The sequence below is a fragment of the Pseudomonas sp. AF32 genome (assembly GCF_022342325.2).
In the GTDB taxonomy this organism is placed as follows: Bacteria; Pseudomonadota; Gammaproteobacteria; order Pseudomonadales; family Pseudomonadaceae; genus Aquipseudomonas; species Aquipseudomonas uvaldensis.
This window is the reverse complement of sequence record NZ_RQJK02000016.1, coordinates 26,336-51,725: the sequence shown is the minus strand read 5'-3', so window position 1 is coordinate 51,725 and position 25,390 is coordinate 26,336. Positions and strand designations below refer to the sequence as shown.

The window sequence follows — 25,390 nt, the reverse complement described above, 5'->3', positions numbered from 1 at the left end:
CTGGGCGGAAGCGCGGAAAACGAAGGTCAGCGATGTTGACGCATTGAGTCTGCGTCATAGGGAAGGTAAGTAAAGATGGTACAGGTGAGAGCACACCAGCCGATCAACACTGACGGCAGTATCAATCTCGAGGCTTGGCTCGATCATGCGGTCAGTATCGATATGGCGCTTGATCGCGAAGCCTTGAAGCAAGCCTGTGAGTTCGCTCGCGAGGCGGAACAGCAGCACAACGCGGCGAAGAACCTCTGGTCCGAAGGCACCTCGAGTTTTCATACGGGCCTGGAGATTGCCGAGATTCTCGCCGACCTCAAGCTTGACCAGGATTCGCTCGTGGCCGCGGTCCTGTACCGTGGTGTGCGCGAGGGCCAGATTCCACTACCGGTGGTCAGCCAGCGCTTCGGTGCCGTCGTCGCCAAGCTGATCGACGGCGTGCTGCGCATGGCCGCCATCAGCGCCAGCCTGAGCCCGCGCCACTCGATGGTTCTGGGCACTCAGGGCCAGGTGGAAAACCTGCGCAAGATGCTCGTGGCCATGGTCGACGATGTGCGCGTCGCGCTGATCAAGTTGGCCGAGCGGACCTGCGCGATCCGTGCGGTGAAGTCTGCTGACGACGAAAAACGCAATCGCGTCGCCCGGGAAGTATTCGACATCTATGCGCCTCTGGCCCACCGTCTCGGTATCGGTCACATCAAGTGGGAGCTGGAGGACTTGTCCTTCCGCTACCTGGAGCCCGACCAGTACAAGCAGATCGCCAAGCTGTTGCATGAGCGACGCCTGGACCGTGAGCGCTTCATCACCGACGTGATGACCCAGTTGCGTGAAGAATTGCAGGCCACCGGCGTGGAAGCCGATATCAGCGGCCGGGCCAAGCACATCTATTCGATCTGGCGCAAAATGCAGCGCAAGGGCCTGGAGTTCAGCCAGATCTACGACGTGCGGGCCGTTCGCGTACTGGTCCCGGAAATGCGCGACTGCTACACCGCGCTGGGGATCGTCCACACCCTGTGGCGGCACATTCCCAAGGAGTTCGACGATTACATCGCCAACCCGAAGGAAAACGGCTACCGCTCGTTGCACACCGCGGTGATCGGCCCCGAGGGCAAGGTGCTGGAAGTGCAGATCCGCACCCACGCCATGCATGAGGAAGCCGAACTGGGTGTCTGCGCGCACTGGAAATACAAAGGCACCGACGTCAAGTCCGGCTCCAACCACTACGAAGAAAAAATCTCCTGGCTGCGCCAGGTCCTCGAGTGGCATGAGGAGCTGGGTGATATCGGTGGCCTGGCGGAACAGCTGCGGGTGGATATCGAGCCGGACCGGGTCTACATCTTCACCCCTGACGGCCATGCGATCGACCTGCCCAAGGGCGCGACGCCGCTGGACTTCGCCTATCGGGTCCATACCGAGATCGGCCACAACTGCCGTGGCGCCAAGATCAACGGGCGGATCGTGCCGCTCAACTACAGCCTGCAGACCGGTGAACAGGTCGAGATCATTACCAGCAAGCACGGTACGCCGAGCCGTGACTGGCTGAACCCGAACCTGGGCTATATCACCACGTCACGGGCGCGGGCGAAAATTGTCCATTGGTTCAAGCTGCAGGCGCGTGATCAGAACGTCGCCGCCGGCAAAACCCTGCTCGAGCGCGAGCTGAGTCGCCTGGGCCTGCCGCAGGTGGATTTCGACAAGCTGGCCGAAAAGGCCAACATGAAAACCGCCGAAGACATGTTCGCCGCCCTTGGAGCCGGCGATCTGCGCCTGGCGCAACTGGTCAACCTGGCCCAGCAACTGGTGGAGCCGGAGCGCGGCAACGAGCAACTGGAACTGATCCCGCGCAAGGCCGCCGGCTACAAGCCGGGCAAGCGCGGCGATATCCAGATCCAGGGTGTCGGCAACCTCATGACCCAGATGGCCGGTTGCTGCCAGCCATTGCCGGGGGATGCCATCGTCGGCTACATCACCCAGGGCCGTGGCGTGAGCATTCACCGCCAGGACTGTGCCTCGGTGCTGCAACTGGCCGGCCGCGAGCCGGAGCGGATCATCCAGGTCAGTTGGGGGCCGGTGCCGGTGCTCACCTACCCGGTGGACATTATCATCCGTGCCTATGACCGCTCCGGATTGCTGCGAGACGTGTCACAGGTGCTGCTCAACGAGCGAATCAACGTGCTGGCGGTCAACACCCGTTCGAACAAGGAAGACAACACCGCGTTGATGTCCCTGACCATCGAGATTCCGGGGCTGGATGCGCTGGGGCGGTTGCTGGGGCGGATTTCCCAGTTGCCCAACATCATCGAGACCCGGCGTAATCGGACGCCGGGCTGATGAGTCGCGGTTAAGCACGGTTCAATGTGGGAGCGAGCCTGCTCGCGATGGCGGTGGATCAGTCAATATTGATGTGACTGAACCGACGCCATCGCGAGCAGGCTCGCTCCCACAGGGTTTTTGTATGATGAGACGGATTGAATGTACAGCCTCGAAGACCTGCTCCACCTGATGAGCCGTCTGCGCGACCCGCAGTACGGCTGCCCGTGGGACATCAAGCAAACCTACGCAACCATCGTCCCCCATACCCTTGAAGAAGCCTACGAAGTGGCCGACGCCATCGAGCGTGGCGACCTCGATCACTTGCAGGGGGAGTTGGGCGATCTGTTGTTCCAGGTGGTGTATTACAGCCAACTGGCCCGGGAAGAAAACCGCTTCGAGTTCGCCGGCGTGGTCGACAGCATCACCCGCAAGCTGATCCGTCGCCATCCCCATGTGTTTCCCACCGGGGACCTTTACGCCCCCCTGGATATGCCCCGCCTGAGCGAAGAACAGGTCAAGCAGCGCTGGGAAGAAATAAAGGCCGAGGAACGGGCCGAGAAGGCTTCGGCCCCTGAGCAGTTGTCATTGCTTGATGATGTGCCGGCGGCCCTGCCAGCGCTGTCCCGTTCGGCGAAGTTGCAAAAGCGTGCGGGCCAGGTCGGTTTCGATTGGCCGGGCCCGTTGCCGGTCTTTGACAAGGTTCGCGAAGAGCTGGACGAAGTGCTCGAAGCGATGTCGGAAAACGATCAGGCAGCGGTGGCCGGAGAAATCGGTGATCTGCTGTTTTCGGTCGTCAATCTGGCCAGGCACCTCAAGGTCGACCCGGAAACCGCCCTGCGCGGCGCCAACGGGAAGTTCGAGCGACGCTTCCGATTTATCGAACAGGCATTGCGCGACACCCACCGTCCCATGGAAGATTGCACCCTCGAAGAGTTGGACGCCTTGTGGGGCGAAGCCAAACGTCAGGAAAAGAATTTGCCCAGCTGCGGCTGAGGCCGTTGCCTAAGTGAGTAAGCATCATGAGCCTTTCCCTTCGCGACCAGTTGCTCAAAGCAGGGCTGGTCAACCAAAAGCAGGTCAAGCAGGTCGGCAAAGAGAAGCAGAAACAACAGCGTCTGGCCCATAAAGGTCAGATCGAGCTGGACGACTCCCAGCAACGCGCCGCCCAGGAAGCCATGGCCGAGAAGGTCAAGCGCGACCAGGAGCTCAACCGCCAGCAGCAGGAAAAAGCCGAACAGAAGGCCCGTGCGGCCCAGATCAAGCAACTGATCGAAGTCTCGCGGCTGCCGAAGTTGACCACCGACGATTACTACAACTTCGTCGACGACAAGAAGGTCAAACGCATCTCGGTGAACACCCTGATGCGCAACAAGCTGAGCAGCGGCTCGCTGGCGATCGTTCATCATGCCGGCGGTTACGAAGTAATTCCCCGTGAAGCGGCCTTGAAGATCCAGGAGCGCGATCCCAAGCGTATCGTGCAGCTCAATACCCAGACCGAAGAAGTGGACGCCGACGATCCGTACGCGGCGTATCAGATTCCTGATGATTTGATGTGGTAAGCCTGGCGTAATGCCAATGAACAAACACGCAATCTGATGTGGGAGCGAGCCTGCTCGCGATAGCGGTAGATCTGTCAGCAAAATGTTGTCTGACACACTGCAATCGTGAGCAGGCTCGCTCCCACAGGTATTTCTGTGTTCAGGACTCTACCGACTCACCCGAGCGCTGTCTTTCCTGCCTCTCCAGCTCGGCCTTATAGCGGTTCGCATCCGTCTCGGAATGGAACATTCCCACCAGCAGGTCCTGTTGAATCACATCCCAGATACGAATGCCGGCAGCAAGGGCTTCGTGGGACATATGGGCATCATCGCGTTCATTTACTTTCACAGTCATCTTGCAAACTCCAATCTCTGTCATCTGCAGCAAGGCGTGTGCAGGACTCCGTTATAGGTTTGCGTAGCCTGCTAAGTAAATGCTCCGCTCAGTTAAGAAGTTTTCATGGAAAGCGCAGCGGCGCTACAGGCCCGACGGTGCGCGGCATTCGGTCGCAGGTCTGCTGCATGAAGAAAATTTCATGGGTGACAGCGGTCCTCCGGTAGAGGCAGAACCCTGTGGGAGCGAGCCTGCTCGCGATAGCGGTAGACCTGTCAGCAAGATATTGCCTGACACACCGCAATCGCGAGCAGGCTCGCTCCCACAGGGGTGGATGTCGGCATGAAATCACAGGCAAAAAGAAGCCCCGCATTGGCGGGGCTTCCTGGTGTTACGTGTCGATCAGCTGCCTTTCACTGTCTTGCCGTTGACCGTACCGTCCTGAAGCATGATGTTGTACTCCTTGCCGTCGGTTTCGACCTGCTGCAGGCGCACCAGCAGGTAGTCCCAATCCTTGGCGAACCAGAGCACGGTGATGCGTTTGCTTTGGGTCGGATCGCGTACGCGCTCGACTTTGATCGCGTCGATCTGGCCTGCCTTGGTTTCGACCTTCTCGGCGCCCAATACACGGAAATCATAGGTGTCGACTTCGCCATCATCGACCACCTGGTAACTCATGCTCTTCTTGCCGGCGGCCACATCGTGCTGGAGGGCCAACTGGTAAGTGGATTTATCCACCATGCCACGGTTCAGCGGCAGCTTCACCGCGTCGCCGCGATCGGTGCCAGTGACCATCTTCGTGCTCCAGTCGAAGTCCAGGTCGGCCTTCTTGGCCTTGCCCAGGCCGCTGCGCTCGAAGTGGTAGGACTGTGGCAACAGGGTGTCCTTGTCCAGGGTCAGGGTGCTTTCTTCCGTCAGGCCGGCAATCATCATCGATGCCTTGAAGCTCAGCTTCCAGGTGCCGTTGGCCTCCTTGGTCAGGCTGCGTTCGGCAGTGCCGCTCATGGGCAACTGCTTCCAGTCGGCGGTGTAGCTGGCGGAGAAGGGTTGAAGCTCCGCAGCCTGTGCCAGAGGCAGGGCAAGCAGGGCGCAGGCGAAGAGCAGGGCGCGACGCATAAAATCTCCTAGTATCGAATCAAATGGCCGCTGGCCGGCAGTAACTGGCCGTCCAGTGAGGCACCACGATCGTCGAGGGTCAGCCTTCCTTCGGCAAACCAACGCACGGCCATCGGGTAGATCTGGTGTTCCCGGGCGTGGACCCGTTGTGCCAGGCTTTGCGGCGTGTCGTGCAACTCTACCGGTATTACTGCCTGTACGACCAGTGGTCCGCCATCGAGTTCCTCGGTGACAAAGTGCACGGAGCAGCCGTGCTCCGTATCGCCGGCCTCCAGCGCTCGCTGATGAGTGTGTAACCCTTTGTATTTGGGCAGCAACGAGGGATGGATATTGAACAGGCGGCCCTGGTAGTGACGCACGAAGCCGGCGCTGAGGATGCGCATGAAGCCAGCCAGCACTACCAGTTGCGGATTGAAGATGTCGATCTGTTCGATCAACGCGGCGTCAAAGGCCTCGCGGCCCTCGAACGCCTTGTGATCCAGGACGCGGGTGTCGATACCCGCATCCCTGGCACGTTGCAGGCCGTAGGCATCGGCGCGGTTGGAGATCACCGCGCGGATACGGACCGGGCTGTCCCCGGTCCGCGTGCTGTCGATCAGGGCCTGCAAGTTACTGCCGGTGCCGGACAACAGCACCACGACGTCACAGGTTGCAGACATCCGTTCTTGCATCAGTGAGCCTTAAGGTTTTTCAGCTCGACCTGGGCAGCGCCTTCGGCCGCAGCAGCGATCTGGCCGATGACCCAAGGTTGTTCGCCGGCTTCACGCAACACGTTCAAGGCGGTCTCGACATGCTCCTGGGCCACGCAGATGACCATGCCCACGCCGCAGTTCAGCACGCGGTGCATTTCGGTTTCATTGACGTTGCCCTTCTCCTGCAGCCAGTCGAACACCGCCGGACGGGTCCAGCTCGCCACGTCGACTACCGCCTGGGCGCCTTTTGGCAGCACGCGTGGAATGTTGTCCAGCAGGCCGCCGCCGGTGATGTGAGCCATGGCCTTGACGGCGCCCGTTTCCTTGATCAGCTTGAGCAGCGGCTTGACGTAGATGCGGGTCGGGGCCATCAGCAGGTCGGTCAATGGCTTGCCGTCGAGCTGGGTGTTTTCGATGTCGGCACCGGACACTTCGATGATCTTGCGGATCAGCGAGTAGCCGTTGGAGTGCGGGCCGGAGGAGGGCAGTGCCAGCAGGGCATCGCCAGTGGCGACTTTCGAACCGTCGATGATCTCGGCTTTTTCCACGACGCCGACACAGAAACCGGCCAGGTCGTAGTCTTCGCCTTCGTACATGCCTGGCATCTCGGCCGTTTCACCGCCGACCAGGGAGCAGCCGGACAGCTCGCAGCCGGCGCCGATGCCGGTCACGACCTGGGCGGCAGTGTCGACGTTCAGTTTGCCGGTGGCATAGTAATCGAGGAAGAACAGTGGTTCGGCGCCGCAGACGACCAGGTCGTTCACGCACATGGCCACCAGGTCGATACCGATGCTGTCGTGCTTGTTCAGGTTCAGGGCCAGGCGCAGCTTGGTGCCCACGCCGTCGGTACCCGAAACCAGCACGGGTTGTTTGTAGCCGGCCGGGATCTCGCAGAGGGCGCCGAAACCGCCCAGGCCGCCCATGACTTCAGGGCGCGCAGTGCGCTTGGCGACGCTCTTGATGCGTTCGACCAATGCTTCACCGGCGTCGATGTCTACACCGGCGTCCTTGTAGCTCAGGGAGGGTTGCTTGCTCATGATCCAGGCCTTTTAAAGGGGGATTTCTGGGTAACGACCGGTCGCCGGGGCCGTGAACAACCGTTGTGCGGATGATTCCGGGTGCCCAGCCGTTGCCGGTCTGCGAAGGCGCGCGATTTTATCAGGCTTGTTGGGCAGCGGCCATCCTCGCGCCGACGGGCAGGGCCATATCCGTGGAAAAAACCGAGATTTCTTCTATGGGTGCTGCACGGCGCGGCTGTATAAGGTGTAGTCGTAACCGGCTATTGTGACGACCGTGCAAAACTTCCGTCGGTGCGTGAGTGTTTTGCCGCAAGCGGTGGTCACATCCATGCTCGTTTTCTTCACTCGGCCTGTTCCAGCCGTTCATGCTCGGGAATCTTCCATGCGTCTGTTCAAATTCTTGTCTGTGGGCTGCCTGTCGTTGATCAGCCTGGCGAGCCATGCCGAAACCCTCAATGGCCTCTATCAAGTGTACGAGCCTGTCAGTAGCCAGTCGCCCGATGAGCGCAACCAGGCGACGCTACGCGCCCTGGACACGCTGGTGCTGCGCCTGACCGGCGACGCCAAGGCCGTGCAGAATCCTGGCTTGGAGGCGATCCGCAAGGATCCGCAGCAGATCATTCTTCAATATGGCTACGACGCCGGCCCTCCCGAGAGTCTCAAGGTGGATTTCGATCCGGCGAGTACCGATCGCGCCTTGCGTTCGGCGGGGCTGTCGCTGTGGGGAGCGAATCGTCCTTCGATCCTTGGCTGGTGGCTGAACGATTCGACGGAAGGGTCCAGCCTGGTGGGTGATGGCCAGGCCAGCGCCACGCCGCTGCGCCGCGCCGCCCAGCATCGCGGCTTGCCGTTGCAGCTGCCGTTGGCGGACTTGAGCGAGCAGATCGTTGCCACTGCACCGAATCTGGAAGGCACTGATCCGGCACCACTGCGCGATGCGTCGGAGCGTTATGGCGCCGATGCCTTGCTGGCGGTCCATGCCAAGGAGGAGGGCGGCCAATGGCGCGGGACATGGCGCCTGTGGCTGGGAGAACAGCGCGAACAGGGCAGCGTCCAGGGTGCCGATGCCGCTGCGTTGGCCGACGCGGTGATGCTGGCGGTGAGTCAGCGTCTGGCTCCGCGTTTCGTCGCCAAGCCAGGCGTGGCCACTGAACAGTTGCTGGAGGTGCAGGGCATGAATTTCGAGCGTTATGCTGCGCTCGGGCGTTTGCTCGAGCCGTTCGGCGGGCGGTTGCAGTTTGTGGAAGGGGACCGGATCGTCTATCGGGTCAACGGCAGCGCAGAGCAACTGAAGGCGCAACTGGCCCTGGCAAAACTCCAGGAAATCCCGGCCGGTGAGGCTGTAGCGCCTGTACCCGCGCCGCAACCGGCCGCGGACGGTTCGGTCCCGGTCGCAACGCCGGCCCCCGCGCCGACGGCCAATCTGCGGTTTCGCTGGTAAATTTCTTTCTTCTATATAGCCAGGAGTGGTTCATGGGCGATACGCGGCGTTGGTTCTGGTTGGGTGGGGTCGCCCTGCTGTTCGCGTTTATCTATTTGTTGCATCCGATCCTGACGCCGTTCCTGGTCGCGCTGCTGCTGGCCTACCTGTTCGATCCAGTGGTGGATCGCCTGGAAAAACTCGGCCTGTCTCGAACCTGGGGCGTGGTGGCGGTGTTTGCCTTGTTCACCCTGATCATTGGCGCGCTGTTGCTGGTATTGATACCCATGCTGGCCAAGCAACTGCTGCGCCTGTACGAACTGGCGCCGCAGATGCTCGACTGGCTGCAGCACACGGCGGTGCCATGGGTGCAGTCCAAGCTGGGCCTGGCCGACGGCTTCTGGAAATTCGACAGGGTCAAGGCGGCCATCAGCGAGCATATGGGCCAGACCACCGACATCGTCGGCGTGGTGCTGAGCCAGGCCACCGCCTCCAGCCTGGCGCTGATCGGCTGGCTGGCGAATCTGGTGTTGATCCCCGTGGTGAGCTTTTATCTGCTGCGTGACTGGGATCTGATGATGGCCAAGATCCGCAACCTGCTGCCGCGTCATCGCGAGGAACAGATCATGACCCTCACTGGCGAGTGCCACGAGGTGCTGGGGGCGTTCGTGCGCGGGCAGTTGCTGGTGATGGTGGCGCTGGGGTTCATCTACGCGGCGGGGCTGATGTTGGTGGGGTTGGAGCTGGGCCTGTTGATCGGCATGATCGCGGGGTTGGCGGCCATCGTGCCGTACATGGGGTTCGTGATCGGTATTGGCGCGGCGTTGATTGCCGGATTGTTCCAGTTCGGCGGGGATCTCTATCCCATGATCGGCATCGTGGCGGTATTCATGGTCGGCCAGGCCCTCGAGGGCATGGTGTTGACTCCGTTGCTGGTGGGGGATCGCATTGGCCTGCATCCCGTGGCGGTGATCTTCGCGATTTTGGCGGGTGGCGAGTTGTTCGGTTTTACCGGGATTTTGCTGGCGCTGCCGGTGGCGGCCGTCATCATGGTGCTGGTGCGCCATGCGCGTGACCTGTACAAGGATTCGGACCTCTACAGTGGCGTCGAAGACCCCGAGCTGTAGGGCAGGATGAGCGACGAGAGCGCTCGCCCCGGCGTCAGCGAAACCATCATTGCGCCTCGTTGCTGTTGCAAACCTTTGATTTTGCTCGCGGACCGACGCATTGTGCGGTCCGCTTCACGAGTATAAACTTTGCGAACTTTACACAGAGGCCACTAACGGTTCCCAGGAACTGTCCAGCCAGCATGAAACCGATTCAGCTGCCCCTAGGTGTGCGTCTGCGTGATGACGCCACCTTCGTCAACTACTACCCAGGCGCCAATGCCGCTGCACTCGGCTATGTCGAGCGGCTATGCGAAGCCGACGCCGGCTGGACCGAGAGTCTGATTTACCTCTGGGGCAAGGATGGGGTAGGGCGTACGCATCTGTTGCAGGCCGCTTGCCTGAGGTTCGAGCAATTGGGTGAGCCGGCGGTGTACTTGCCATTGGCCGAGTTGCTGGACCGTGGTGTTGAGATCCTCGACAACCTGGAGCAATACGAGCTGGTCTGCCTGGACGATCTCCAGGCCGTGGCCGGCAAGGCTGACTGGGAAGAAGCGCTGTTCCATCTGTTCAATCGGTTGCGCGATAGCGGTCGGCGCTTGCTGATTGCTGCATCGACGTCGCCACGGGAGCTACCCGTGAAGCTGGCGGACCTCAAGTCCCGTCTCACCCTGGCGCTGATCTTCCAGATGCGGCCGCTTTCCGACGAAGACAAACTCCGCGCCTTGCAACTGCGCGCTTCCCGGCGCGGGCTGCACCTGACCGATGAGGTCGGGCACTTTATCCTCACTCGTGGCACTCGCAGCATGAGTGCATTGTTCGAATTGCTCGAACGTCTCGACCAGGCCTCTCTTCAGGCCCAGCGCAAGCTGACCATTCCATTTTTGAAAGAAACCCTGGGCTGGTAGAACCTGTCCGACTAGTGGCTCTCGGCCTGCTTTGCGCAGGGCGAAATCCGCGGCGCTGCTGGGTTGCAGGCCACGCGTCATTCAAAATGGGCTTAAGCGCTTAGATGTGGCGGCAAAACCTGGAAGTCACATTTTTATCGATTGAATTTGCAAATGATGTCGATAGAGGGCATAGTCTCGCCATCTTTACAACTACAGCCACGGTCGTGCCCATGCTAAATCGCTTCGCACCCCTCGTGCCTCTCGCACTCGTTACCCTGTTGTTCGGTTGCGCTGCCCACTCTCCAGTGACCCAGCAAGTGCAGCAACCCCAGGTCAAGAATTCCGTTACCGCCCAGTCTTCCTCCGTTGCGTTCCAGGAAGAAGTGGCTTCCGACAAAGAGCTGGCGGCCTTCGCCAGCAACAAGCCCTATCAGCTTCCCGTGCTGGCCGACAGCATTCTGGAGCGCGGCATGTCCCTGATCGGTACGCGCTACCGTTTTGGCGGCACCTCCGAGGCTGGCTTCGATTGCAGCGGTTTCATCGGTTATCTGTTCCGCGAGGAAGCCGGCATGAACCTGCCACGCTCCACGCGTGAAATGATCAACGTCGACGCCCCGCTGGTAGCCCGCAATCAACTGGAGCCGGGTGACCTGCTGTTCTTCAGCACCAACGGGCGTCGTGGACGTGTCAGCCATGCTGGCATTTACCTGGGCGACAACCAGTTCATCCATTCAAGCAGTCGTCGCAGCGGTGGCGTGCGTATCGACAGCCTCGGCGACAGCTACTGGAGCAAGACCTTCATCGAAGCCAAGCGCGCCCTTGCCATGGCTCCGACAGTGGTCACTGCTCGCAAGTAAGCGCACAGTTTGTAAGGCAAACTTAAAGTCTTACTTGAAGTTTGCCTCATAGCCGCTAGAATCCTTGATCATTGATTGATGGCAATCCGCCTGCGTACTACGCGGGCGGACTTGTTTTCATGCCTTCGGTGGAAAATGCCGAATCCCGATCAGGATTGTTTCGCCTATGTCGACGCCGGCCCGCTTCGCTCTCCTGCTCCTCGTCACGCTGCTTGGCGCGTGTTCAAGTCGCGCTCCGGCCCCCGCACCCATGCGGGCCCCGGTCGTATTTGCTCCTTCGCAACCCATATCCCCAGTTGCCGAAGATGTGCTCTTCAGAGCGCTGGGCCTGGTAGGTACACCCTATCGCTGGGGCGGCAATACGCCTGATTCGGGATTCGATTGCAGTGGCTTGATCGGTTACGTCTACCGCGACGCAGCCGGTATTTCCCTGCCGCGCTCGACCCGTGAAATGATCGGCATGCGAGCCCCGGACGTCGGCAAGGACGCATTGCAGAGCGGGGACCTGATTTTCTTTGCCACCAACGGCGGCTCCCAGGTGAGCCACGCCGGCATTTATGTCGGAGAAGGCCGTTTCGTCCATGCGCCGGCTACCGGAGGTACGGTCAAGCTCGACAGTTTGTCCAAGGCCTATTGGCAAAAAGCCTACCTCAGTGCCAAGCGCGTTCTGCAGCCGGAACACTTGGCGCGTAATCCCTGACACATAAGTGGTGGCGAGGGGAGATTGCTCCCCGCGCCACAAGGGGCTATTTCCCCGACACCCGCCAAACCTTGTTCCCCACGTCATCAGCTACCAGCAAGCCACCTTGCTTATCGATGACCACGCCCACCGGGCGGCCCTGGGCTTTTTCGTCTGCGTCCAGGAAACCGGTCAGCACATCGACCGGTTGACCCGTCGGCTTGCCACCGTTGAACGGCACGAAAATCACTTTATAGCCACTGTGGGGCTTACGGTTCCATGAGCCGTGTTGTCCGACGAATGCTCCTTCGGTAAACGGTGCGGGCAGGCTGCTGCCCTCGGCGAAGGTCAGGCCCAGCGACGCGGTGTGTGGGCCGACGGCATAGTCCGGCGCGATGGCCTTGGCCACCATTTCCGGGTTTTGAGGCTCTACCCGTGCGTCGACGTGTTGCCCGTAGTAGCTGTACGGCCAGCCGTAGAAGGCACCGTCCTTGACCGAGGTGATGTAGTCCGGCACCAGGTCGCTGCCGATCTCATCCCGTTCGTTTACCGCCGTCCATAACGCTCCGCTGCGCGGTTCCCAAGCCAGGCCGTTGGGGTTGCGCAGGCCCGAGGCGAAAATGCGGTGACTACCGTTGGCGCGGTCCACCTCCCAAATGGCCGCACGGCCCTCTTCAGCCTCCATGCCGTTCTCCGCGACGTTGCTGTTCGAGCCCGTGGTGACGTACAGCTTGCTGCCGTCTCGGCTGGCGATGACGTTTTTGGTCCAGTGATGATTGAGGGTGCCGCCCGGCAAGTCGACGACCTTGGTGGGTTGCGCCTTGATTTGCGTATCGCCTTCCTTATAGGGGAAGCGGATCAGTCGATCGGTGTCGGCTACATACAAGTCGCTGCCTACCAGGGTCATGCCGAACGGTGAATTGAGGTTTTCCAGGAACACGGTGCGGGTTTCGGCGACGCCATCGTGATTGGCATCGCGCAATAACGTGATGCGATTGGGGCTCGGCACGCCCGCGCCCGCGCGGCCCATGACCTTCTTCATCACCCAGCCGCGAATGCCCTTGGCATCATCCGGCTTGGGTGGGGCGTTGGTTTCCGCCACCAGCACGTCGCCGTTGGGCAGCACATAGAGCCAGCGTGGATGGTCCAGCCCTTCGGCGAATGCTGCCACTTGCAGACCCTGGGCCGGCGTGGGCTTGGCGCCTTCCGGCCAGCCGACGGCTTCGGCGATATTGACGGTGGGGATCAGGGTCTTGTTCGGTTCGGGCAGTTTTGGCGCTGGGCCGGTGCCATCGGAGACTTGCAGCGTGGAAGACTCGCCACAAGCGACAAGCCCTGCGGCGAGGGCGATGGTCAGGAGATGAGGTGGCTTGAGCATGCTGGCTTCCCTATGAATGCATGTGGTTATTCATAGAGAAGCGTAGACCGGGGATGGTTCAACCTGTGGTTATGCCAGGACCTTGTGGAGTCAGCCGTGGGCCTGTTTGAACAGCACGGCGATGCCCGGGTGGTAGTGGCCGGCTTCGTTGCGCAATTTGCGATAGGCATAGGGGAAGTACCAGGCCACGGCGCAGGTGTTTTCCTTCTGCAGTTCATCGACCATATCCTGCAACTCTTCGGGCGTGGTGCTTTGCTGGGCTTTTTGCGGGGCCACGAACAAACAACCCAGCTTCAGGTCGCTGGCATAGCTGATGCGTTTGGCATCGCTGGCGGCCTCGCTCAGGGGCTGGGTCAGGTTGAGGCTCTTGACCTTCGGCCAACGCTGGGTGGCCTGAATGAAGGCGCGCTCATCGGTGCTGGCGATGAACAGGTCGGCGCTGACATTGCGCTCGCCTTCTTCATTCTGCTTTCGGGTCGGGGTGTGCTGCAGCGTGACCATCTCGGCCATCCAGGCGGCCGCCGAGAGCAATCCCAGATTGGCTTTTTCATCGAACCAGTAAGGGGTGTCGTTATCGCCGCGCACGGCGTTATACCGGTCGATGCAGTCGAACCAGCGCTCCAGGACCGGGCGCAGGAATTCCAGTTTCGGATTGCTGATGATCATGCCTTGCATGCTTTTGCCCTCTTGTTATTGATATCGGGTCGTGATGCCCATTTGATATCACTTGCTGTAGCGTGGCACAAGATTGGCGTCACTTTATTGATTCGGGCCAATAAGTCGCGTTGAGCCTGCGGCAGCTTTAATTGACGCTCCTACCCCAACCCTCTAACCTTCGCGCTTTGTTTCAGGTGCTCTGTGGCTGCCCCGCCGACAGAGTGAAACAGGGAAGCCGGTGAGTGCAGACGAACCCGGCGCTGCCCCCGCAACGGTAAATGAGTCAACGCTGCGCCTAGGCCACTGTGTCCACGGACATGGGAAGGCGCGCAGCCCGGCATCACGCCGCTCATGAGCCCGGAGACCGGCCTGATACATCCAACGGCATCACGGTGGGCGATGCCAGGCTTGTTGCCGTCTGTTTTCGTGCCCGCCCGCCGTTATCCTGTCCCCAACGGAGGCTTCCCCATGACCGGTTCCCCCACCACCGATGCGTCCGACCGCGACGAGCGCCATCTGGCGCGCATGCTGCGCAAGAAAGCCGTGATCGACGAGCGTATCGCCAACTCACCGAACGAATGCGGCCTGCTGCTGGTACTGACCGGCAACGGCAAAGGCAAGAGCAGCTCGGCGTTCGGCATGTTGGCCAGGGCCATGGGGCACGGTATGCAGTGCGGGGTGGTGCAGTTCATCAAGGGCCGCAACAGCACCGGTGAGGAGTTGTTCTTCCGTCGATTCCCGGAACAGGTGCGTTTCCATGTCATGGGTGAGGGCTTCACCTGGGAAACCCAGGATCGCCAACGCGACATCGCCGCCGCCGAGGCGGCCTGGGCGGTATCGCGTCAATTGCTGAGCGATCCGTCCGTTGGCCTGGTGGTGCTCGATGAACTGAACATCGCCCTCAAGCACGGTTACCTGGGTCTGGATCAGGTGCTGAGCGACTTACAGGCCCGTCCGCCCATGCAACACGTGGTGGTGACCGGTCGTGGCGCCAAGCCACAAATGATCGAACTGGCAGACACCGTGACCGAGATGGGCATGATCAAGCACGCCTTCCAGGCCGGTATCAAGGCGCAGAAAGGCGTCGAACTGTGATCGACCCTTGCATGAACAGTCGCCAGTGCCCGGCGGTCCTGATCGCCGCCCCGGCCTCGGGGCAGGGCAAGACCACCGTCACCGCAGCCCTGGCCCGCTTGCATCGCAACCAGGGGCGCAAGGTGCGCGTCTTCAAGTGCGGCCCGGATTTTCTCGACCCGATGATCCTTGAGCGTGCCAGCGGTGCGCCGGTCTATCAGCTGGACATGTGGATGGTTGGCGAGCAGGAAAGTCGGCGGTTGTTGTGGGAAGCCGCCGCCGAAGCGGACCTGATCCTGATCGAAGGCGTGATGGGCTTGTTCGACGGCACCCCCTCCAGCGCCGATCTGGCGCGGCATTTCGGCGTGCCGGTACTGGCGGTGATCGATGGGACGGCGATGGCCCAGACGTTTGGTGCGTTGGCGCTGGGACTGGCGCGGTATCAGCCGGATTTGCCGTTTGCCGGGGTCCTGGCGAATCGGGTCGGCACTCTGCGCCATGCACAACTGCTCGAAGGCAGCCTGACCGAAGGTCTGCGTTGGTATGGCGCGTTGTCCCGGGAAACCGGTATCGAATTACCCAGTCGCCACCTCGGGTTGGTCCAGGCCCGTGAGTTGAACGATTTGGACCTGCGCCTCGACGCCGCCGCCGAGGCTTTGGCAAGCAGTTGCGAAGTGACCCTGCCGCCCGCCGTAACGTTCGCCGCTCCTGAGGTGGTCGTTGCGCAACCGTGGCTCGACGGCGTGCGCATTGCCGTGGCCCGGGACGAAGCATTCGCTTTCACCTATGGCGCGAGCCTCGACCTGCTGCGGGCCATGGGCGCGCAACTGAGCTTCTTCTCGCCAATTCATGACACGGCGCTGCCCGAGGCGGACAGTATTTATCTGCCTGGCGGTTACCCTGAATTGCACCACGTCGCCTTGGCGCAAAACACTCCGATGCTGACGGCGATCCGTGCTCATCACGACGCGGGGAAACCCTTGCTGGCCGAATGTGGCGGCATGCTCTACCTGCTGGATTCGCTGACCGATGTCGACGGGACCCGCGCCGAGCTGCTGGGCCTGCTGCCGGGGGATGCGCAGATGCAAAAACGCCTGGCCGCCCTGGCCCTGCAATCGGTGGAACTGCCGGAAGGCGTCCTGCGAGGGCATACCTATCATCATTCATTGACCAATACTGAACTCGCGCCGATTGCCCGCGGCCATAGTCCCAATGGCGGGCGCGGGGCGGAGGCGGTTTTCCGGCAGGGGCGGATGACGGCTTCCTACGTGCATTTTTACTTTCCGTCCAATCCGAGGGCGATTGCCGCGTTGTTCGCGCCTGACCTTGAGGCCGCCTTCGCGAGCAAGCCCGCTCCCACATTTGATCACCTGACCCCTGTGGGAGCGGGCTTGCTCGCGAAGAGGCCATGACAGACAGTACTTTCTCTCCAGCCGAACGCGAGGCTGTCTACCGCGCCATCGCCGAACGCCGCGACATGCGTCATTTCATCGGTGGCACGGTCGAGCCGGCTTTGCTGCGTCGCTTGCTGGAAGCCGCGCACCAGGCTCCCAGCGTAGGCCTGATGCAACCGTGGCGGTTCATCCGCATCAGCGACCGCGCCCTTCGCGGCGATATCGGGCAACTGGTGGAGCAGGAGCGCATCCGGACGGCCGAGGCCCTGGGCGAGCGCAGCGATGAGTTCATGAAGCTCAAGGTCGAAGGCATCAACGACTGTGCCGAAGTGCTGGTGGCGGCGTTGATGGACGACCGCGAGCGGCATATCTTCGGTCGCCGGACCTTGCCGGAAATGGATCTGGCCTCGCTCTCCTGCGCCATCCAGAACCTGTGGCTGGCCGCCCGCGCCGAGGGGCTGGGGATGGGCTGGGTTTCGCTGTTCGAGCCCTTGGCCCTGGCTGACCTACTGGGTCTGCCTGCCGGCGCGAAGCCGCTGGCGATCCTGTGCCTGGGTCCGGTCGAGGGATTTTACCCGGCTCCCATGCTCGCCCTGGAGGGCTGGGCACAGCCGCGTCCGCTGCATGAACTGCTTTATGAAAATCGTTGGGGAATTCGCCCATGAGCGTGGCATTGCTCAGTGCTGCTGCCGTGGCGCTGGATGCGCTGCTGGGTGAACCCCGGCGCGGGCATCCGCTGGTGGCGTTCGGTCGGTTTGCCGATCGTATCGAACAACGTTTCAATTCCGGTGGGCGCGGCTGGCGCAGCCATGGGGTGACGGCGTGGATCATCGCCGTGGTGCCGTTGACGTTGTTGGCGACAGCCTTGTCCTGGGCGCCACTGGTGGGTTGGCTGGTGGACATCCTGGCGTTGTACTGCGCCCTTGGCCTGCGCAGCCTGGGTGAGCATGTCGAGCCGGTGGCCCGGGCGTTGCGCTGTGGTGAGCTGGATGAGGCGCGTCGGCGGGTGGGGTATCTGGTCAGTCGCGAGACTCGTGAGCTGGACGAGACCGCCGTCGCCCGTGCCGCCACCGAATCGGTGCTGGAGAACGGCAGCGATGCGGTGTTCGCCGCGCTGTTCTGGTTCGCCGTGGCGGGGGCGCCCGGCGTGGTGTTGTATCGGCTGAGCAACACCCTCGATGCCATGTGGGGCTATCGCAACGAGCGTTTCGAGCGGTTCGGCTGGGCAGCGGCCAAGATCGACGATGGGCTCAATTACATTCCCGCGCGGTTAGTGGCATTGACTTACGCGCTGCTGGGGAAAACCCGCCTGGCGCTGCAATGCTGGCGCCGCCAGGGGCCGACCTGGGACAGCCCCAACGCCGGTCCCGTCATGGCGGCCGGTGCGGGGGCGCTGGGGGTGGAGCTGGGTGGCGCGGCGGTTTATCACGGCGAACTGCATCAGCGCCCACCTCTGGGCGAGGGCGTGCCGGCGAGTGCCGATTCCATCGATCGCGGCTGGCAATTGGTCCAGCGCGGGGTATGGTTGTGGCTGCTGATTCTCTGCGTGGGGGCTGAGTTCTATGCTTGAACACGGTGGGCGCCTGCGCAATGCGGCCCGGCAATACGGCATCGCCGAGGCGCACTGGCTCGATCTGTCCAGTGGCCTGGCCCCCTGGCCATTCGAGGTCCCGGCGATTCCACTGCGGGCCTGGGCGCGCCTGCCGGAAACCGATGATGGCCTGGAGCAGGCCGCCCGCGATTACTACGGCGCGGAGCATGTGCTGCCGGTGGCCGGTTCGCAGATGGCCATCCAGCTCTTGCCGCGGCTGCGCCGGGCCGGCAAGGTCGGCGTGCTGTCGCCCTGTTACGCCGAGCACGCCGAAGCCTGGCGCCGCAATGGCTATATCGTGCGCGAAGTGCTGGAAGCCGAAGTGGATTTCTTCCTCGACAGCCTCGATGTGCTGGTGGTGGTCAACCCCAATAATCCGACGGGCCTGAGCCTGACCCCGGAGCGTCTGCTCGACTGGCATGCCCGGTTGGCCCAGCGCGGGGGCTGGCTGGTGGTGGATGAAGCGTTCATGGATGTCACGCCGCAACTGAGCGTGGCCGGCCATGCCCATCAGGTCGGGCTGATCGTGCTGCGCTCGTTCGGCAAATTTTTCGGTCTGGCCGGGGTTCGCCTGGGGTTCGTCCTGGCCGAGCGACACTTGCTTAAGTTGCTGGCCGAACAGGTCGGGCCATGGGCGGTCAGTGGGCCGACCCGGGTTCTGGGCCAGGTGTGTCTGCTGGATACTGCCGCCCACACCCGGCAGCGGCAGCGCTGCGAAGCCACCAGTCTGCGCCTGGCGCTGATGCTGGAGCGTCATGGCTTCAAGCCCCACGGCGGTTGTGGATTGTTTCAGTGGCTGATCACCGGAGAAGCCCAGGCGCTTCACGACTTCATGGCCCATCGCGGCATTCTCCTGCGCCTGTTTACCAACAACAGCAGCCTGCGTTTCGGCCTTCCTGCCGATGACGCACAATTTTCGCGCCTCGAACAGGCTTTCGAGGCTTACGCCAAGGACACTCCATGACGACCCTGATGGTGCAGGGCACCACGTCCGATGCCGGCAAAAGTACCCTGGTGACGGCGTTGTGCCGCTGGATCCGTCGCCAGGGCGTGAGCGTTGTGCCGTTCAAGCCGCAGAACATGGCCCTGAACAGTGCGGTGACCGCCGATGGCGGGGAAATCGGACGCGCCCAGGCGGTACAGGCCCAGGCCGCCGGCCTCGAGCCCCATACCGACATGAACCCGGTTCTGCTCAAACCCAACAGCGATACCGGCGCTCAAGTCATCATCCACGGGCGCGCCGTCACCACCATGAATGCCGTCGCTTATCACGATTACAAGGCCATCGCGATGCAAGCGGTGTTGGCCTCCCACCAACGACTGAGCGCGTCCTATCCGGTGGTGATGGTAGAGGGCGCCGGATCGCCGGCGGAGATCAATCTGCGGGCCGGCGACATCGCCAACATGGGATTTGCCGAAGCGGTGGATTGCCCGGTGCTGTTGATCGCCGATATCAATCGCGGCGGGGTGTTCGCGCATCTGGTGGGCACCCTGGAGCTGCTGTCGCCCAGCGAGCAGGCGCGCGTCAAGGGTTTCGTCATCAATCGCTTTCGTGGCGACATCGCCTTGCTGCAGCCGGGCCTGGACTGGCTGCAAGCGCGCACCGGCAAACCGGTGGTCGGCGTGCTGCCCTACGTGATGGATCTGCACCTGGAAGCCGAAGACGGGCTGGACCAGCGCCAGGCCGACAAGGCCGAACAGGTACTCAAGGTGGCGGTGCCTGTGCTGCCGCGCATCAGCAACCACACCGACTTCGATCCGCTGCGCCTGCACCCGCAGGTGGACCTGAAATTCATCGGTCCCGGCCAGGCCATCCCGCCAGCCGACCTGATCATTCTGCCCGGCTCGAAAAGTGTGCGCAGCGACCTGGCCTATTTACGCGCCAACGGCTGGGAAGCGGCTATTGAGCGTCACTTGCGTTATGGCGGCAAGGTGCTTGGGATTTGCGGCGGATTGCAGATGCTCGGCCAACAGGTCCACGATCCGCTGGGGCTCGAAGGGGCAGCGGGCTCCAGCGCCGGGCTGGGGTTGTTGGCGTTCGAAACGACCCTGGAGCAAGAGAAGCAGCTACGTAACGTGCGCGGGCGGCTGATGCTGGAAGATGCCGAGATCAGCGGCTACGAAATTCATGCCGGCGTCACCGTCGGCCCGGCCCTGGAAACCCCCGCCGTTCAACTGGATGACGGCCGCTGCGACGGTGCCCGCAGTCTGGATGGACAGATTTTCGGCACTTACCTGCACGGTCTGTTCGAATCGCCAGCGGCCAGCAGCGCCTTGTTGCGTTGGGCCGGGTTGGCGGACGTGCAAGCGGTGGATTACCACGGGCTGCGCGAGCGGGACATCGAGCGGTTGGCGGACCTGGTGGAACGACATTTGGATACCGGGCTGCTGCGTGAGCTCTGTGGGATTTGAGGTGGATGGGCTGGCCTCATCGCGAGCAGGCTCGCTCCCACGATGGACCGATGTTCACAATTTCCTGTGGGAGCGAGCCTGCTCGCGATGAGGCCAGCCGCCACACCACCTATTTAAAGGCAGAACCCCATGCTCCAACTCATCCTCGGCGGTGCCCGTTCCGGCAAGAGTCGCCTGGCGGAAAAACTCGCGGCGGACACTGGCTTGCCGGTGACCTACATCGCCACCAGCCAACCCCTGGATGGCGAGATGAACGAACGGGTCGCCCGGCATCGCCAGCGGCGGCCGGTGCACTGGTCACTGGTGGAAGAGCCGCTGGCCCTGGCGCGGGTGCTGCGCGAGAACGCCAGCCACGGGCAATGCCTGCTGGTGGATTGCCTGACCCTCTGGCTGACCAACCTGTTGATGCTCGATGATCCACAGCAACTGGACACGGAGCGCGAGGCGTTGCTGGACGGCGTGGCTTCGCTACCCGGTGAAATCATTTTTGTCAGCAACGAGACCGGGATGGGTGTCGTGCCGCTGGGCGAGTTGACTCGCCGTTACGTTGATGAAGCCGGTTGGCTGCATCAAGCCCTGGCCGAGCGTTGTCAGCGTGTCGTGCTGACCGTTGCCGGCCTGCCCCTGACACTCAAAGGTAATGCGTTATGAATCACCGCTGGTGGCTGGAACCCTGTAAACCCGTCGACACCCAGGCCCTGGAACAGGCTGCGGCCCGTCAGCAGCAACTGACCAAGCCGGCCGGTTCCCTGGGGCGACTCGAGTCGGTGGCGGTGCAACTGGCGGGCCTGCAAGGGCAGCTCAAACCGCGCCTGGATGAACTCTGGATCGCGATTTTTGCCGGCGACCATGGCGTAGTGGCCGAAGGTGTGTCGGCGTTTCCCCAGGAAGTGACCGGGCAGATGCTGCTCAATTTCGTCAGTGGGGGCGCGGCCATCAGCGTCCTGGCGCGGCAACTGGGTGCAGCGTTGGAAGTGGTGGACCTGGGCACCGTGACGCCGTCGCTCGATCTGCCCGATGTGCGGCACGTGCGTGTCGGGCCGGGCACCGCGAATTTCACCCAGGGCCCGGCGATGACCGTGGCCCAGGGCGAACAGGCCTTACAGGCAGGACGTGACAGCGTTGCCCGTGCCGTTGCTGCCGGATCGCAGTTGTTCATCGGTGGTGAGATGGGCATCGGCAACACCACGGCGGCCAGTGCCCTGGCCTGCGCCTTGCTGGACTGTCCGGTGGCCCATCTGGTCGGGCCGGGTACGGGGCTGGATGCAGCGGGTGTCGGCCGCAAGGCGCAGGTCATCGAACGTGCCCTGGCGCTGCACGGCGACCAGCGTAATGATCCGTTGCAGACGCTGTTCAACGTTGGCGGTTTTGAAATCGCCGCGCTGGTGGGCGCCTACCTGGCCTGCGCCCAGCAAGGCGTTGCGGTATTGGTGGATGGTTTCATCTGTAGCGTCGCGGCTTTGGTGGCGGTGCGACTCAATCCCGGATGCAGGCCCTGGCTGCTGTTCGGCCATCGAGGCGCCGAGCCTGGGCATCGCCACGTACTGGAAACCCTTGGCGCCGAACCGTTGCTCGATCTGGGCCTGCGCCTGGGCGAGGGCAGTGGGGCGGCGCTGGCGGTGCCGCTGTTGCGTCTGGCCTGTGACCTGCACGGACAAATGGCGACATTTGCCGAGGCGGCCGTGGCGGATCGTCCGGCATGACCCTGCACCTGGACCTGTTGCGCCACGGCGAGACCGAACTGGGCGGCGGGCTGCGTGGCAGTCTCGACGATGCCTTGACCGCCAGGGGCTGGGAGCAGATGCGTTCGGCCGTGGCAACGGGTGGGCCTTGGGATCGATTGGTGAGTTCGCCGTTGCAGCGATGCGCCCGTTTCGCTGAGCAGCTTGGCGCACAAGCGGGTGTGCCGGTGCATTTGGATAAGGACCTGCAAGAACTGCATTTCGGCGCCTGGGAAGGTTGCAGTGCTGCGGCGTTGATGGATACCGACGCTGAATCCCTGGGCCGGTTCTGGGCCGATCCCTATCAGTTCACGCCGCCCGATGGCGAGCCGGTGCTGGCGTTTTCGACGCGGGTCCTGGCGGCGATCGAGCGCCTGTACGCGGCTTATGCCGGGCAACGCGTCCTGCTGGTCAGCCATGGCGGTGTGATGCGCTTGTTGCTGGCTCGAGCCCGGGGTTTGCCTCGGGAGCAATTGCTCAACGTCGAAGTCGCCCACGGCGCGTTGTTTTCCCTCCGGGTGTCGTCCGGTGCGGTCCTGGCGGAGGTGGGCTGACAATGCAGGCATTCTGGATCGCCCTGCAATTTCTCAGCAGCCTGCCGGTTCGCCTGCCGGGCATGCCTGAGCCGGCGCAGCTTGGCCGTTCGCTGCTGTTTTATCCGTTGGTGGGGCTGTTGTTCGGGGCCTTGCTGTGGACCCTGAACGCCATGCTGACGGGCGCGCCGCCGTTGCTTCACGGGGCGCTGTTGTTGACGGCCTGGGTGTTGCTCAGCGGCGGCCTGCACCTCGATGGATTGGCTGACAGCGCGGACGCCTGGCTTGGCGGCTTTGGTGATCGTGAGCGCACGCTGCTGATCATGAAAGATCCCCGCAGCGGTCCCATCGCCGTGATCACGCTGGTGTTGGTGCTGCTGCTCAAGTTCGCGGCGCTGCTGGCGTTGATCGAGCAAGGCCAGGTCGTTGCGTTGATCATCGTACCGGTGTTGGGACGTTGCGCGCTGCTGGGTCTGTTCCTGACCACGCCTTACGTGCGTGCCGGTGGGTTGGGACAGGCGCTCGCCGACCACCTGCCACGGCACGCGGGCTGGCAGGTGTTGCTGGTCGGTGCGCTGGGCTGCGTGCTGATGGGCGGTTGGAACGGGGTGTCGGCGCTGATTATCGCGTCAGTGGTGTTCGTCGGCCTGCGGCAAATGATGCTGCGTCGCTTGGGCGGCTGCACCGGCGATACGGCAGGGGCCTTGCTGGAGTTGCTTGAAATGACAGTGTTGGTGGGGTTGGCGTTGATCTGAGCCTTACTGCAAGCCTTGCTTGGCCGGACCAGAATCATCCATTAAAATTTGCATTCATCGAGTCGCGGGTATATACACGCATCATGCTTCCTTCCCAATGTTTGTGCATTAACCTGCGTCGTGCCGCCCGGGGCGTCAGCAGGTACTACGACGGCGCCCTCGATGGCTTCGGGATCAATGTTGCCCAGTATTCGCTACTGAACAACCTGGCGCGCCTGGACCAGCCGAGTATTTCCTCCCTGGCCGAGGCCATGGGTCTGGACCGCAGTACCCTGGGGCGCAATCTGCGGGTGCTGGAAGGCGAGGGGTTGGTCAGCCTCGCCGAGGGCGAAGACCTGCGCAACCGCATCGTTGTATTGACCGAAGCCGGGCATGCCAGGCTGGAGGCGGCGCAGCCGGCTTGGGAAGCGGCGCAACAGAAACTGATCGATAAGCTGGGCGCCGAGAAGCGCCAAACCTTGCTGGCCTTGCTGGATGAACTGGCGTGATGCCGGTTCGTTCGATGATAAGTGGGTATATACCCGCGATTGGAGAATAAAATGACATCGATGTGGCGAACCTGTGGTTGGGTCCTGGCGGGCAGCGCACTGATCCTCGCGCTGTCCCTGGGGGTGAGGCATGGCTTCGGACTGTTCCTCGCGCCCATGAGCGCCGAGTTCGGCTGGGGTCGCGAAGTGTTCGCTTTCGCCATTGCCCTGCAAAACCTGATCTGGGGCCTGGCTCAACCCTTCACCGGAGCCCTGGCTGACCGCTTCGGCGCGGCCAAGGTGGTGCTGATCGGCGGCGTACTCTATGCCCTCGGTCTGCTGTTCATGGGGTTGTCGGATTCTGCCTGGTCGTTGTCGTTGAGCGCGGGGCTGCTAATCGGGCTCGGCCTGTCCGGCACGTCGTTTTCGGTGATCCTGGGGGTGGTCGGCCGTGCCGTTCCGCCGGAAAAACGCAGCATGGGCATGGGTATCGCCAGCGCCGCCGGGTCTTTCGGCCAGTTCGCCATGTTGCCGGGAACGCTGGGGTTGATCGGCTGGCTGGGCTGGTCCGCCGCGCTGTTGGCGCTGGGCTTGCTGGTGGCGTTGATCGTGCCGCTGGTGAGCATGCTCAAGGACTCGCCCGCGCCGCTGGCCGGTCACGAGCAAACCTTGTCTGAAGCATTGCGCGAGGCATGCAGCCATTCCGGGTTCTGGCTGCTGGCGATCGGCTTTTTTGTCTGCGGTTTCCAGGTGGTCTTCATTGGCGTGCATTTGCCCGCGTACCTGGTGGACCAGCACCTGCCAGCCAGCGTCGGGACCACCGTGCTGGCGCTGGTCGGGCTGTTCAACATCTTCGGTACCTACACGGCAGGCTGGCTGGGCGGTCGTATGTCCAAGCCACGGCTGCTGACCGGCTTGTACCTGTTGCGGGCGGTGGTCATTGGTTTGTTCTTGTGGCTGCCGGTGACCACCACCACGGCCTACCTGTTCGGCATGGCGATGGGCTTGCTGTGGCTGTCTACGGTGCCGTTGACCAACGGCACGGTGGCGACCTTGTTTGGTGTACGAAATCTTTCCATGCTCGGTGGGATCGTATTTCTGTTCCACCAGTTGGGGTCGTTCCTGGGCGGTTGGCTGGGTGGCGTGGTGTATGACCGCACCGGCAGCTACGACCTGATCTGGCAGGTGTCGATCCTGCTCAGCCTGATGGCGGCGGCGCTGAACTGGCCAGTGAGCGAGCGTCCGGTCGCGCGCCTGCAAGTACAGGCGGGTGCAGCGTGAGTCGCGTCGGCCCTTGGCTGATTGCCGCGGGCGTCGGCCTGCTGCTCGCGTTCGCCTGGTGGGGCTGGCATCAGGGCGGGCTGGCCTTGATGCAACTGGGCATGGGTAACTGCTGAACGATGGACGGCACCGGGCGCAGCGGAGTAACGTCGTGGCCTGACTTGCCTTCAAG

26 protein-coding genes and 1 riboswitch are annotated in these 25,390 nt (G+C 62.5%); of the genes, 20 read left to right on the top strand and 6 right to left on the bottom strand.

From position 1 onward, the window contains the following. Positions 1-75 precede the first annotated feature (75 nt). The 3 genes from relA (at position 76) to EGM97_RS16095 (ending at position 3,863) form a co-directional block, all read left to right on the top strand. Positions 76-2,322 carry a GTP diphosphokinase gene (relA, locus tag EGM97_RS16105; RefSeq protein WP_238965661.1) on the top strand — a complete coding sequence of 749 codons (2,247 nt, stop codon included), beginning with the start codon at positions 76-78 and terminating at the stop codon, positions 2,320-2,322. A gap of 141 nt (positions 2,323-2,463) precedes the next feature. Further along, the gene (gene mazG / locus EGM97_RS16100; RefSeq protein ID WP_238965662.1) at positions 2,464-3,297 is read left to right on the top strand and encodes a nucleoside triphosphate pyrophosphohydrolase; all 834 of its coding nucleotides are present in this window, start codon (positions 2,464-2,466) and stop codon (positions 3,295-3,297) included. 26 nt (positions 3,298-3,323) lie between these two features. After that, on the top strand, positions 3,324-3,863 hold the full coding sequence (locus EGM97_RS16095) for a DUF2058 domain-containing protein (protein WP_238965663.1): 540 nt from the start codon (positions 3,324-3,326) through the stop codon (positions 3,861-3,863). A gap of 139 nt (positions 3,864-4,002) precedes the next feature. On the opposite strand, the gene EGM97_RS16090 is transcribed toward EGM97_RS16095, so the two are convergent. The 4 genes from EGM97_RS16090 to purM all read right to left on the bottom strand — a co-directional run bounded on the left by EGM97_RS16090 (position 4,003) and on the right by purM (position 7,021). After that, positions 4,003-4,197, bottom strand: a complete 195-nt coding sequence (locus EGM97_RS16090; RefSeq protein ID WP_238965664.1) for a hypothetical protein — start codon at positions 4,195-4,197, stop codon at positions 4,003-4,005. 381 nt (positions 4,198-4,578) lie between these two features. Further along, complete coding sequence (locus EGM97_RS16085) at positions 4,579-5,292, bottom strand: DUF3108 domain-containing protein (protein WP_053147339.1); 714 nt, start codon at positions 5,290-5,292, stop codon at positions 4,579-4,581. A gap of 8 nt (positions 5,293-5,300) precedes the next feature. Beyond that, the gene (purN, locus tag EGM97_RS16080; protein WP_238965665.1) at positions 5,301-5,951 is read right to left on the bottom strand and encodes a phosphoribosylglycinamide formyltransferase; all 651 of its coding nucleotides are present in this window, start codon (positions 5,949-5,951) and stop codon (positions 5,301-5,303) included. Between the two features lie 11 nt (positions 5,952-5,962). Next, entirely contained in the window at positions 5,963-7,021 is a 1,059-nt protein-coding gene (gene purM, locus EGM97_RS16075) for a phosphoribosylformylglycinamidine cyclo-ligase (protein ID WP_053147341.1), read from the bottom strand. A gap of 364 nt (positions 7,022-7,385) precedes the next feature. Here purM and EGM97_RS16070 point away from each other — a divergent pair, with 364 nt between their 5' ends. From EGM97_RS16070 to EGM97_RS16050, 5 genes are all read left to right on the top strand, one after another. Further along, positions 7,386-8,444 (top strand): DUF2066 domain-containing protein, encoded by a 1,059-nt coding sequence (locus EGM97_RS16070; protein ID WP_238965666.1) that lies wholly within the window; start codon positions 7,386-7,388, stop codon positions 8,442-8,444. Positions 8,445-8,476: 32 nt separating this feature from the next. Continuing rightward, positions 8,477-9,550, top strand: coding sequence for an AI-2E family transporter (locus EGM97_RS16065; RefSeq protein WP_238965667.1), 1,074 nt, complete (start codon positions 8,477-8,479; stop codon positions 9,548-9,550). A gap of 182 nt (positions 9,551-9,732) precedes the next feature. Beyond that, positions 9,733-10,437: a DnaA regulatory inactivator Hda gene (hda, locus tag EGM97_RS16060; RefSeq protein ID WP_053147348.1), complete on the top strand. Its 705-nt coding sequence runs from the start codon at positions 9,733-9,735 to the stop codon at positions 10,435-10,437. Positions 10,438-10,649: 212 nt separating this feature from the next. Continuing rightward, positions 10,650-11,276, top strand: a complete 627-nt coding sequence (locus EGM97_RS16055; RefSeq protein WP_053147350.1) for a C40 family peptidase — start codon at positions 10,650-10,652, stop codon at positions 11,274-11,276. 166 nt (positions 11,277-11,442) lie between these two features. Then, positions 11,443-11,976, top strand: coding sequence for a C40 family peptidase (locus EGM97_RS16050; RefSeq protein WP_238965668.1), 534 nt, complete (start codon positions 11,443-11,445; stop codon positions 11,974-11,976). A 46-nt stretch (positions 11,977-12,022) separates the two neighbouring features. On the opposite strand, the gene EGM97_RS16045 is transcribed toward EGM97_RS16050, so the two are convergent. Together EGM97_RS16045 and EGM97_RS16040 are read right to left on the bottom strand one after the other, a co-directional pair. Then, positions 12,023-13,333, bottom strand: a complete 1,311-nt coding sequence (locus EGM97_RS16045) for a PQQ-dependent sugar dehydrogenase (RefSeq protein ID WP_238965669.1) — start codon at positions 13,331-13,333, stop codon at positions 12,023-12,025. A gap of 90 nt (positions 13,334-13,423) precedes the next feature. Further along, positions 13,424-14,008 carry a hypothetical protein gene (locus EGM97_RS16040; RefSeq protein WP_053147357.1) on the bottom strand — a complete coding sequence of 195 codons (585 nt, stop codon included), beginning with the start codon at positions 14,006-14,008 and terminating at the stop codon, positions 13,424-13,426. Between the two features lie 157 nt (positions 14,009-14,165). Beyond that, positions 14,166-14,377, top strand: a riboswitch (cobalamin riboswitch). A gap of 81 nt (positions 14,378-14,458) precedes the next feature. Between EGM97_RS16040 and cobO the strand changes: the two genes are divergently transcribed. The 12 genes from cobO (at position 14,459) to EGM97_RS15980 (ending at position 25,218) form a co-directional block, all read left to right on the top strand. Then, positions 14,459-15,085, top strand: coding sequence for a cob(I)yrinic acid a,c-diamide adenosyltransferase (gene cobO / locus EGM97_RS16035; protein ID WP_238965670.1), 627 nt, complete (start codon positions 14,459-14,461; stop codon positions 15,083-15,085). 11 nt (positions 15,086-15,096) lie between these two features. After that, positions 15,097-16,476 carry a cobyrinic acid a,c-diamide synthase CobB gene (locus tag EGM97_RS16030; protein WP_238965671.1) on the top strand — a complete coding sequence of 460 codons (1,380 nt, stop codon included), beginning with the start codon at positions 15,097-15,099 and terminating at the stop codon, positions 16,474-16,476. Beyond that, a complete protein-coding gene (gene bluB, locus EGM97_RS16025) occupies positions 16,473-17,123 on the top strand; it encodes a 5,6-dimethylbenzimidazole synthase (protein ID WP_238965672.1) in 651 nt (216 codons plus the stop codon). The genes EGM97_RS16030 and bluB overlap by 4 nt, the downstream gene beginning before the upstream one ends. Further along, the gene (gene cbiB, locus EGM97_RS16020; protein ID WP_238965673.1) at positions 17,120-18,028 is read left to right on the top strand and encodes an adenosylcobinamide-phosphate synthase CbiB; all 909 of its coding nucleotides are present in this window, start codon (positions 17,120-17,122) and stop codon (positions 18,026-18,028) included. The genes bluB and cbiB overlap by 4 nt, the downstream gene beginning before the upstream one ends. Next, entirely contained in the window at positions 18,021-19,013 is a 993-nt protein-coding gene (gene cobD / locus EGM97_RS16015; protein WP_238965674.1) for a threonine-phosphate decarboxylase CobD, read from the top strand. Before cbiB ends, cobD begins: the two co-directional genes overlap by 8 nt. Next, complete coding sequence (locus EGM97_RS16010) at positions 19,010-20,461, top strand: cobyric acid synthase (RefSeq protein ID WP_238965675.1); 1,452 nt, start codon at positions 19,010-19,012, stop codon at positions 20,459-20,461. The genes cobD and EGM97_RS16010 overlap by 4 nt, the downstream gene beginning before the upstream one ends. A gap of 129 nt (positions 20,462-20,590) precedes the next feature. Further along, positions 20,591-21,112 (top strand): bifunctional adenosylcobinamide kinase/adenosylcobinamide-phosphate guanylyltransferase, encoded by a 522-nt coding sequence (gene cobU / locus EGM97_RS16005; protein WP_238965676.1) that lies wholly within the window; start codon positions 20,591-20,593, stop codon positions 21,110-21,112. Further along, positions 21,109-22,164: a nicotinate-nucleotide--dimethylbenzimidazole phosphoribosyltransferase gene (gene cobT, locus EGM97_RS16000; protein WP_238965677.1), complete on the top strand. Its 1,056-nt coding sequence runs from the start codon at positions 21,109-21,111 to the stop codon at positions 22,162-22,164. The genes cobU and cobT overlap by 4 nt, the downstream gene beginning before the upstream one ends. After that, positions 22,161-22,736, top strand: coding sequence for an alpha-ribazole phosphatase family protein (gene cobC / locus EGM97_RS15995; RefSeq protein WP_238965678.1), 576 nt, complete (start codon positions 22,161-22,163; stop codon positions 22,734-22,736). The genes cobT and cobC overlap by 4 nt, the downstream gene beginning before the upstream one ends. 2 nt (positions 22,737-22,738) lie before the next feature. Further along, the gene (locus EGM97_RS15990; RefSeq protein WP_238965679.1) at positions 22,739-23,470 is read left to right on the top strand and encodes an adenosylcobinamide-GDP ribazoletransferase; all 732 of its coding nucleotides are present in this window, start codon (positions 22,739-22,741) and stop codon (positions 23,468-23,470) included. Between the two features lie 83 nt (positions 23,471-23,553). Then, on the top strand, positions 23,554-23,958 hold the full coding sequence (locus tag EGM97_RS15985; protein WP_238965680.1) for a MarR family winged helix-turn-helix transcriptional regulator: 405 nt from the start codon (positions 23,554-23,556) through the stop codon (positions 23,956-23,958). A gap of 51 nt (positions 23,959-24,009) precedes the next feature. After that, entirely contained in the window at positions 24,010-25,218 is a 1,209-nt protein-coding gene (locus tag EGM97_RS15980) for an MFS transporter (RefSeq protein WP_238965681.1), read from the top strand. Positions 25,219-25,390: the final 172 nt, after the last annotated feature.

Excerpts from the sequence above, each read along its gene's own strand:
- relA (WP_238965661.1), top strand. The coding sequence starts at position 76 with ATGGTACAGGTGAGAGCACACCAGCCGATCAACACTGACGGCAGTATC.
- mazG (WP_238965662.1), top strand. The coding sequence starts at position 2,464 with ATGTACAGCCTCGAAGACCTGCTCCACCTGATGAGCCGTCTGCGCGAC.
- EGM97_RS16095 (WP_238965663.1), top strand. The coding sequence starts at position 3,324 with ATGAGCCTTTCCCTTCGCGACCAGTTGCTCAAAGCAGGGCTGGTCAAC.
- EGM97_RS16090 (WP_238965664.1), bottom strand. The coding sequence starts at position 4,197 with ATGACTGTGAAAGTAAATGAACGCGATGATGCCCATATGTCCCACGAA.
- EGM97_RS16085 (WP_053147339.1), bottom strand. The coding sequence starts at position 5,292 with ATGCGTCGCGCCCTGCTCTTCGCCTGCGCCCTGCTTGCCCTGCCTCTG.
- purN (WP_238965665.1), bottom strand. The coding sequence starts at position 5,951 with ATGTCTGCAACCTGTGACGTCGTGGTGCTGTTGTCCGGCACCGGCAGT.
- purM (WP_053147341.1), bottom strand. The coding sequence starts at position 7,021 with ATGAGCAAGCAACCCTCCCTGAGCTACAAGGACGCCGGTGTAGACATC.
- EGM97_RS16070 (WP_238965666.1), top strand. The coding sequence starts at position 7,386 with ATGCGTCTGTTCAAATTCTTGTCTGTGGGCTGCCTGTCGTTGATCAGC.
- EGM97_RS16065 (WP_238965667.1), top strand. The coding sequence starts at position 8,477 with ATGGGCGATACGCGGCGTTGGTTCTGGTTGGGTGGGGTCGCCCTGCTG.
- hda (WP_053147348.1), top strand. The coding sequence starts at position 9,733 with ATGAAACCGATTCAGCTGCCCCTAGGTGTGCGTCTGCGTGATGACGCC.
- EGM97_RS16055 (WP_053147350.1), top strand. The coding sequence starts at position 10,650 with ATGCTAAATCGCTTCGCACCCCTCGTGCCTCTCGCACTCGTTACCCTG.
- EGM97_RS16050 (WP_238965668.1), top strand. The coding sequence starts at position 11,443 with ATGTCGACGCCGGCCCGCTTCGCTCTCCTGCTCCTCGTCACGCTGCTT.
- EGM97_RS16045 (WP_238965669.1), bottom strand. The coding sequence starts at position 13,333 with ATGCTCAAGCCACCTCATCTCCTGACCATCGCCCTCGCCGCAGGGCTT.
- EGM97_RS16040 (WP_053147357.1), bottom strand. The coding sequence starts at position 14,008 with ATGCAAGGCATGATCATCAGCAATCCGAAACTGGAATTCCTGCGCCCG.
- cobO (WP_238965670.1), top strand. The coding sequence starts at position 14,459 with ATGACCGGTTCCCCCACCACCGATGCGTCCGACCGCGACGAGCGCCAT.
- EGM97_RS16030 (WP_238965671.1), top strand. The coding sequence starts at position 15,097 with ATGAACAGTCGCCAGTGCCCGGCGGTCCTGATCGCCGCCCCGGCCTCG.
- bluB (WP_238965672.1), top strand. The coding sequence starts at position 16,473 with ATGACAGACAGTACTTTCTCTCCAGCCGAACGCGAGGCTGTCTACCGC.
- cbiB (WP_238965673.1), top strand. The coding sequence starts at position 17,120 with ATGAGCGTGGCATTGCTCAGTGCTGCTGCCGTGGCGCTGGATGCGCTG.
- cobD (WP_238965674.1), top strand. The coding sequence starts at position 18,021 with ATGCTTGAACACGGTGGGCGCCTGCGCAATGCGGCCCGGCAATACGGC.
- EGM97_RS16010 (WP_238965675.1), top strand. The coding sequence starts at position 19,010 with ATGACGACCCTGATGGTGCAGGGCACCACGTCCGATGCCGGCAAAAGT.
- cobU (WP_238965676.1), top strand. The coding sequence starts at position 20,591 with ATGCTCCAACTCATCCTCGGCGGTGCCCGTTCCGGCAAGAGTCGCCTG.
- cobT (WP_238965677.1), top strand. The coding sequence starts at position 21,109 with ATGAATCACCGCTGGTGGCTGGAACCCTGTAAACCCGTCGACACCCAG.
- cobC (WP_238965678.1), top strand. The coding sequence starts at position 22,161 with ATGACCCTGCACCTGGACCTGTTGCGCCACGGCGAGACCGAACTGGGC.
- EGM97_RS15990 (WP_238965679.1), top strand. The coding sequence starts at position 22,739 with ATGCAGGCATTCTGGATCGCCCTGCAATTTCTCAGCAGCCTGCCGGTT.
- EGM97_RS15985 (WP_238965680.1), top strand. The coding sequence starts at position 23,554 with ATGCTTCCTTCCCAATGTTTGTGCATTAACCTGCGTCGTGCCGCCCGG.
- EGM97_RS15980 (WP_238965681.1), top strand. The coding sequence starts at position 24,010 with ATGACATCGATGTGGCGAACCTGTGGTTGGGTCCTGGCGGGCAGCGCA.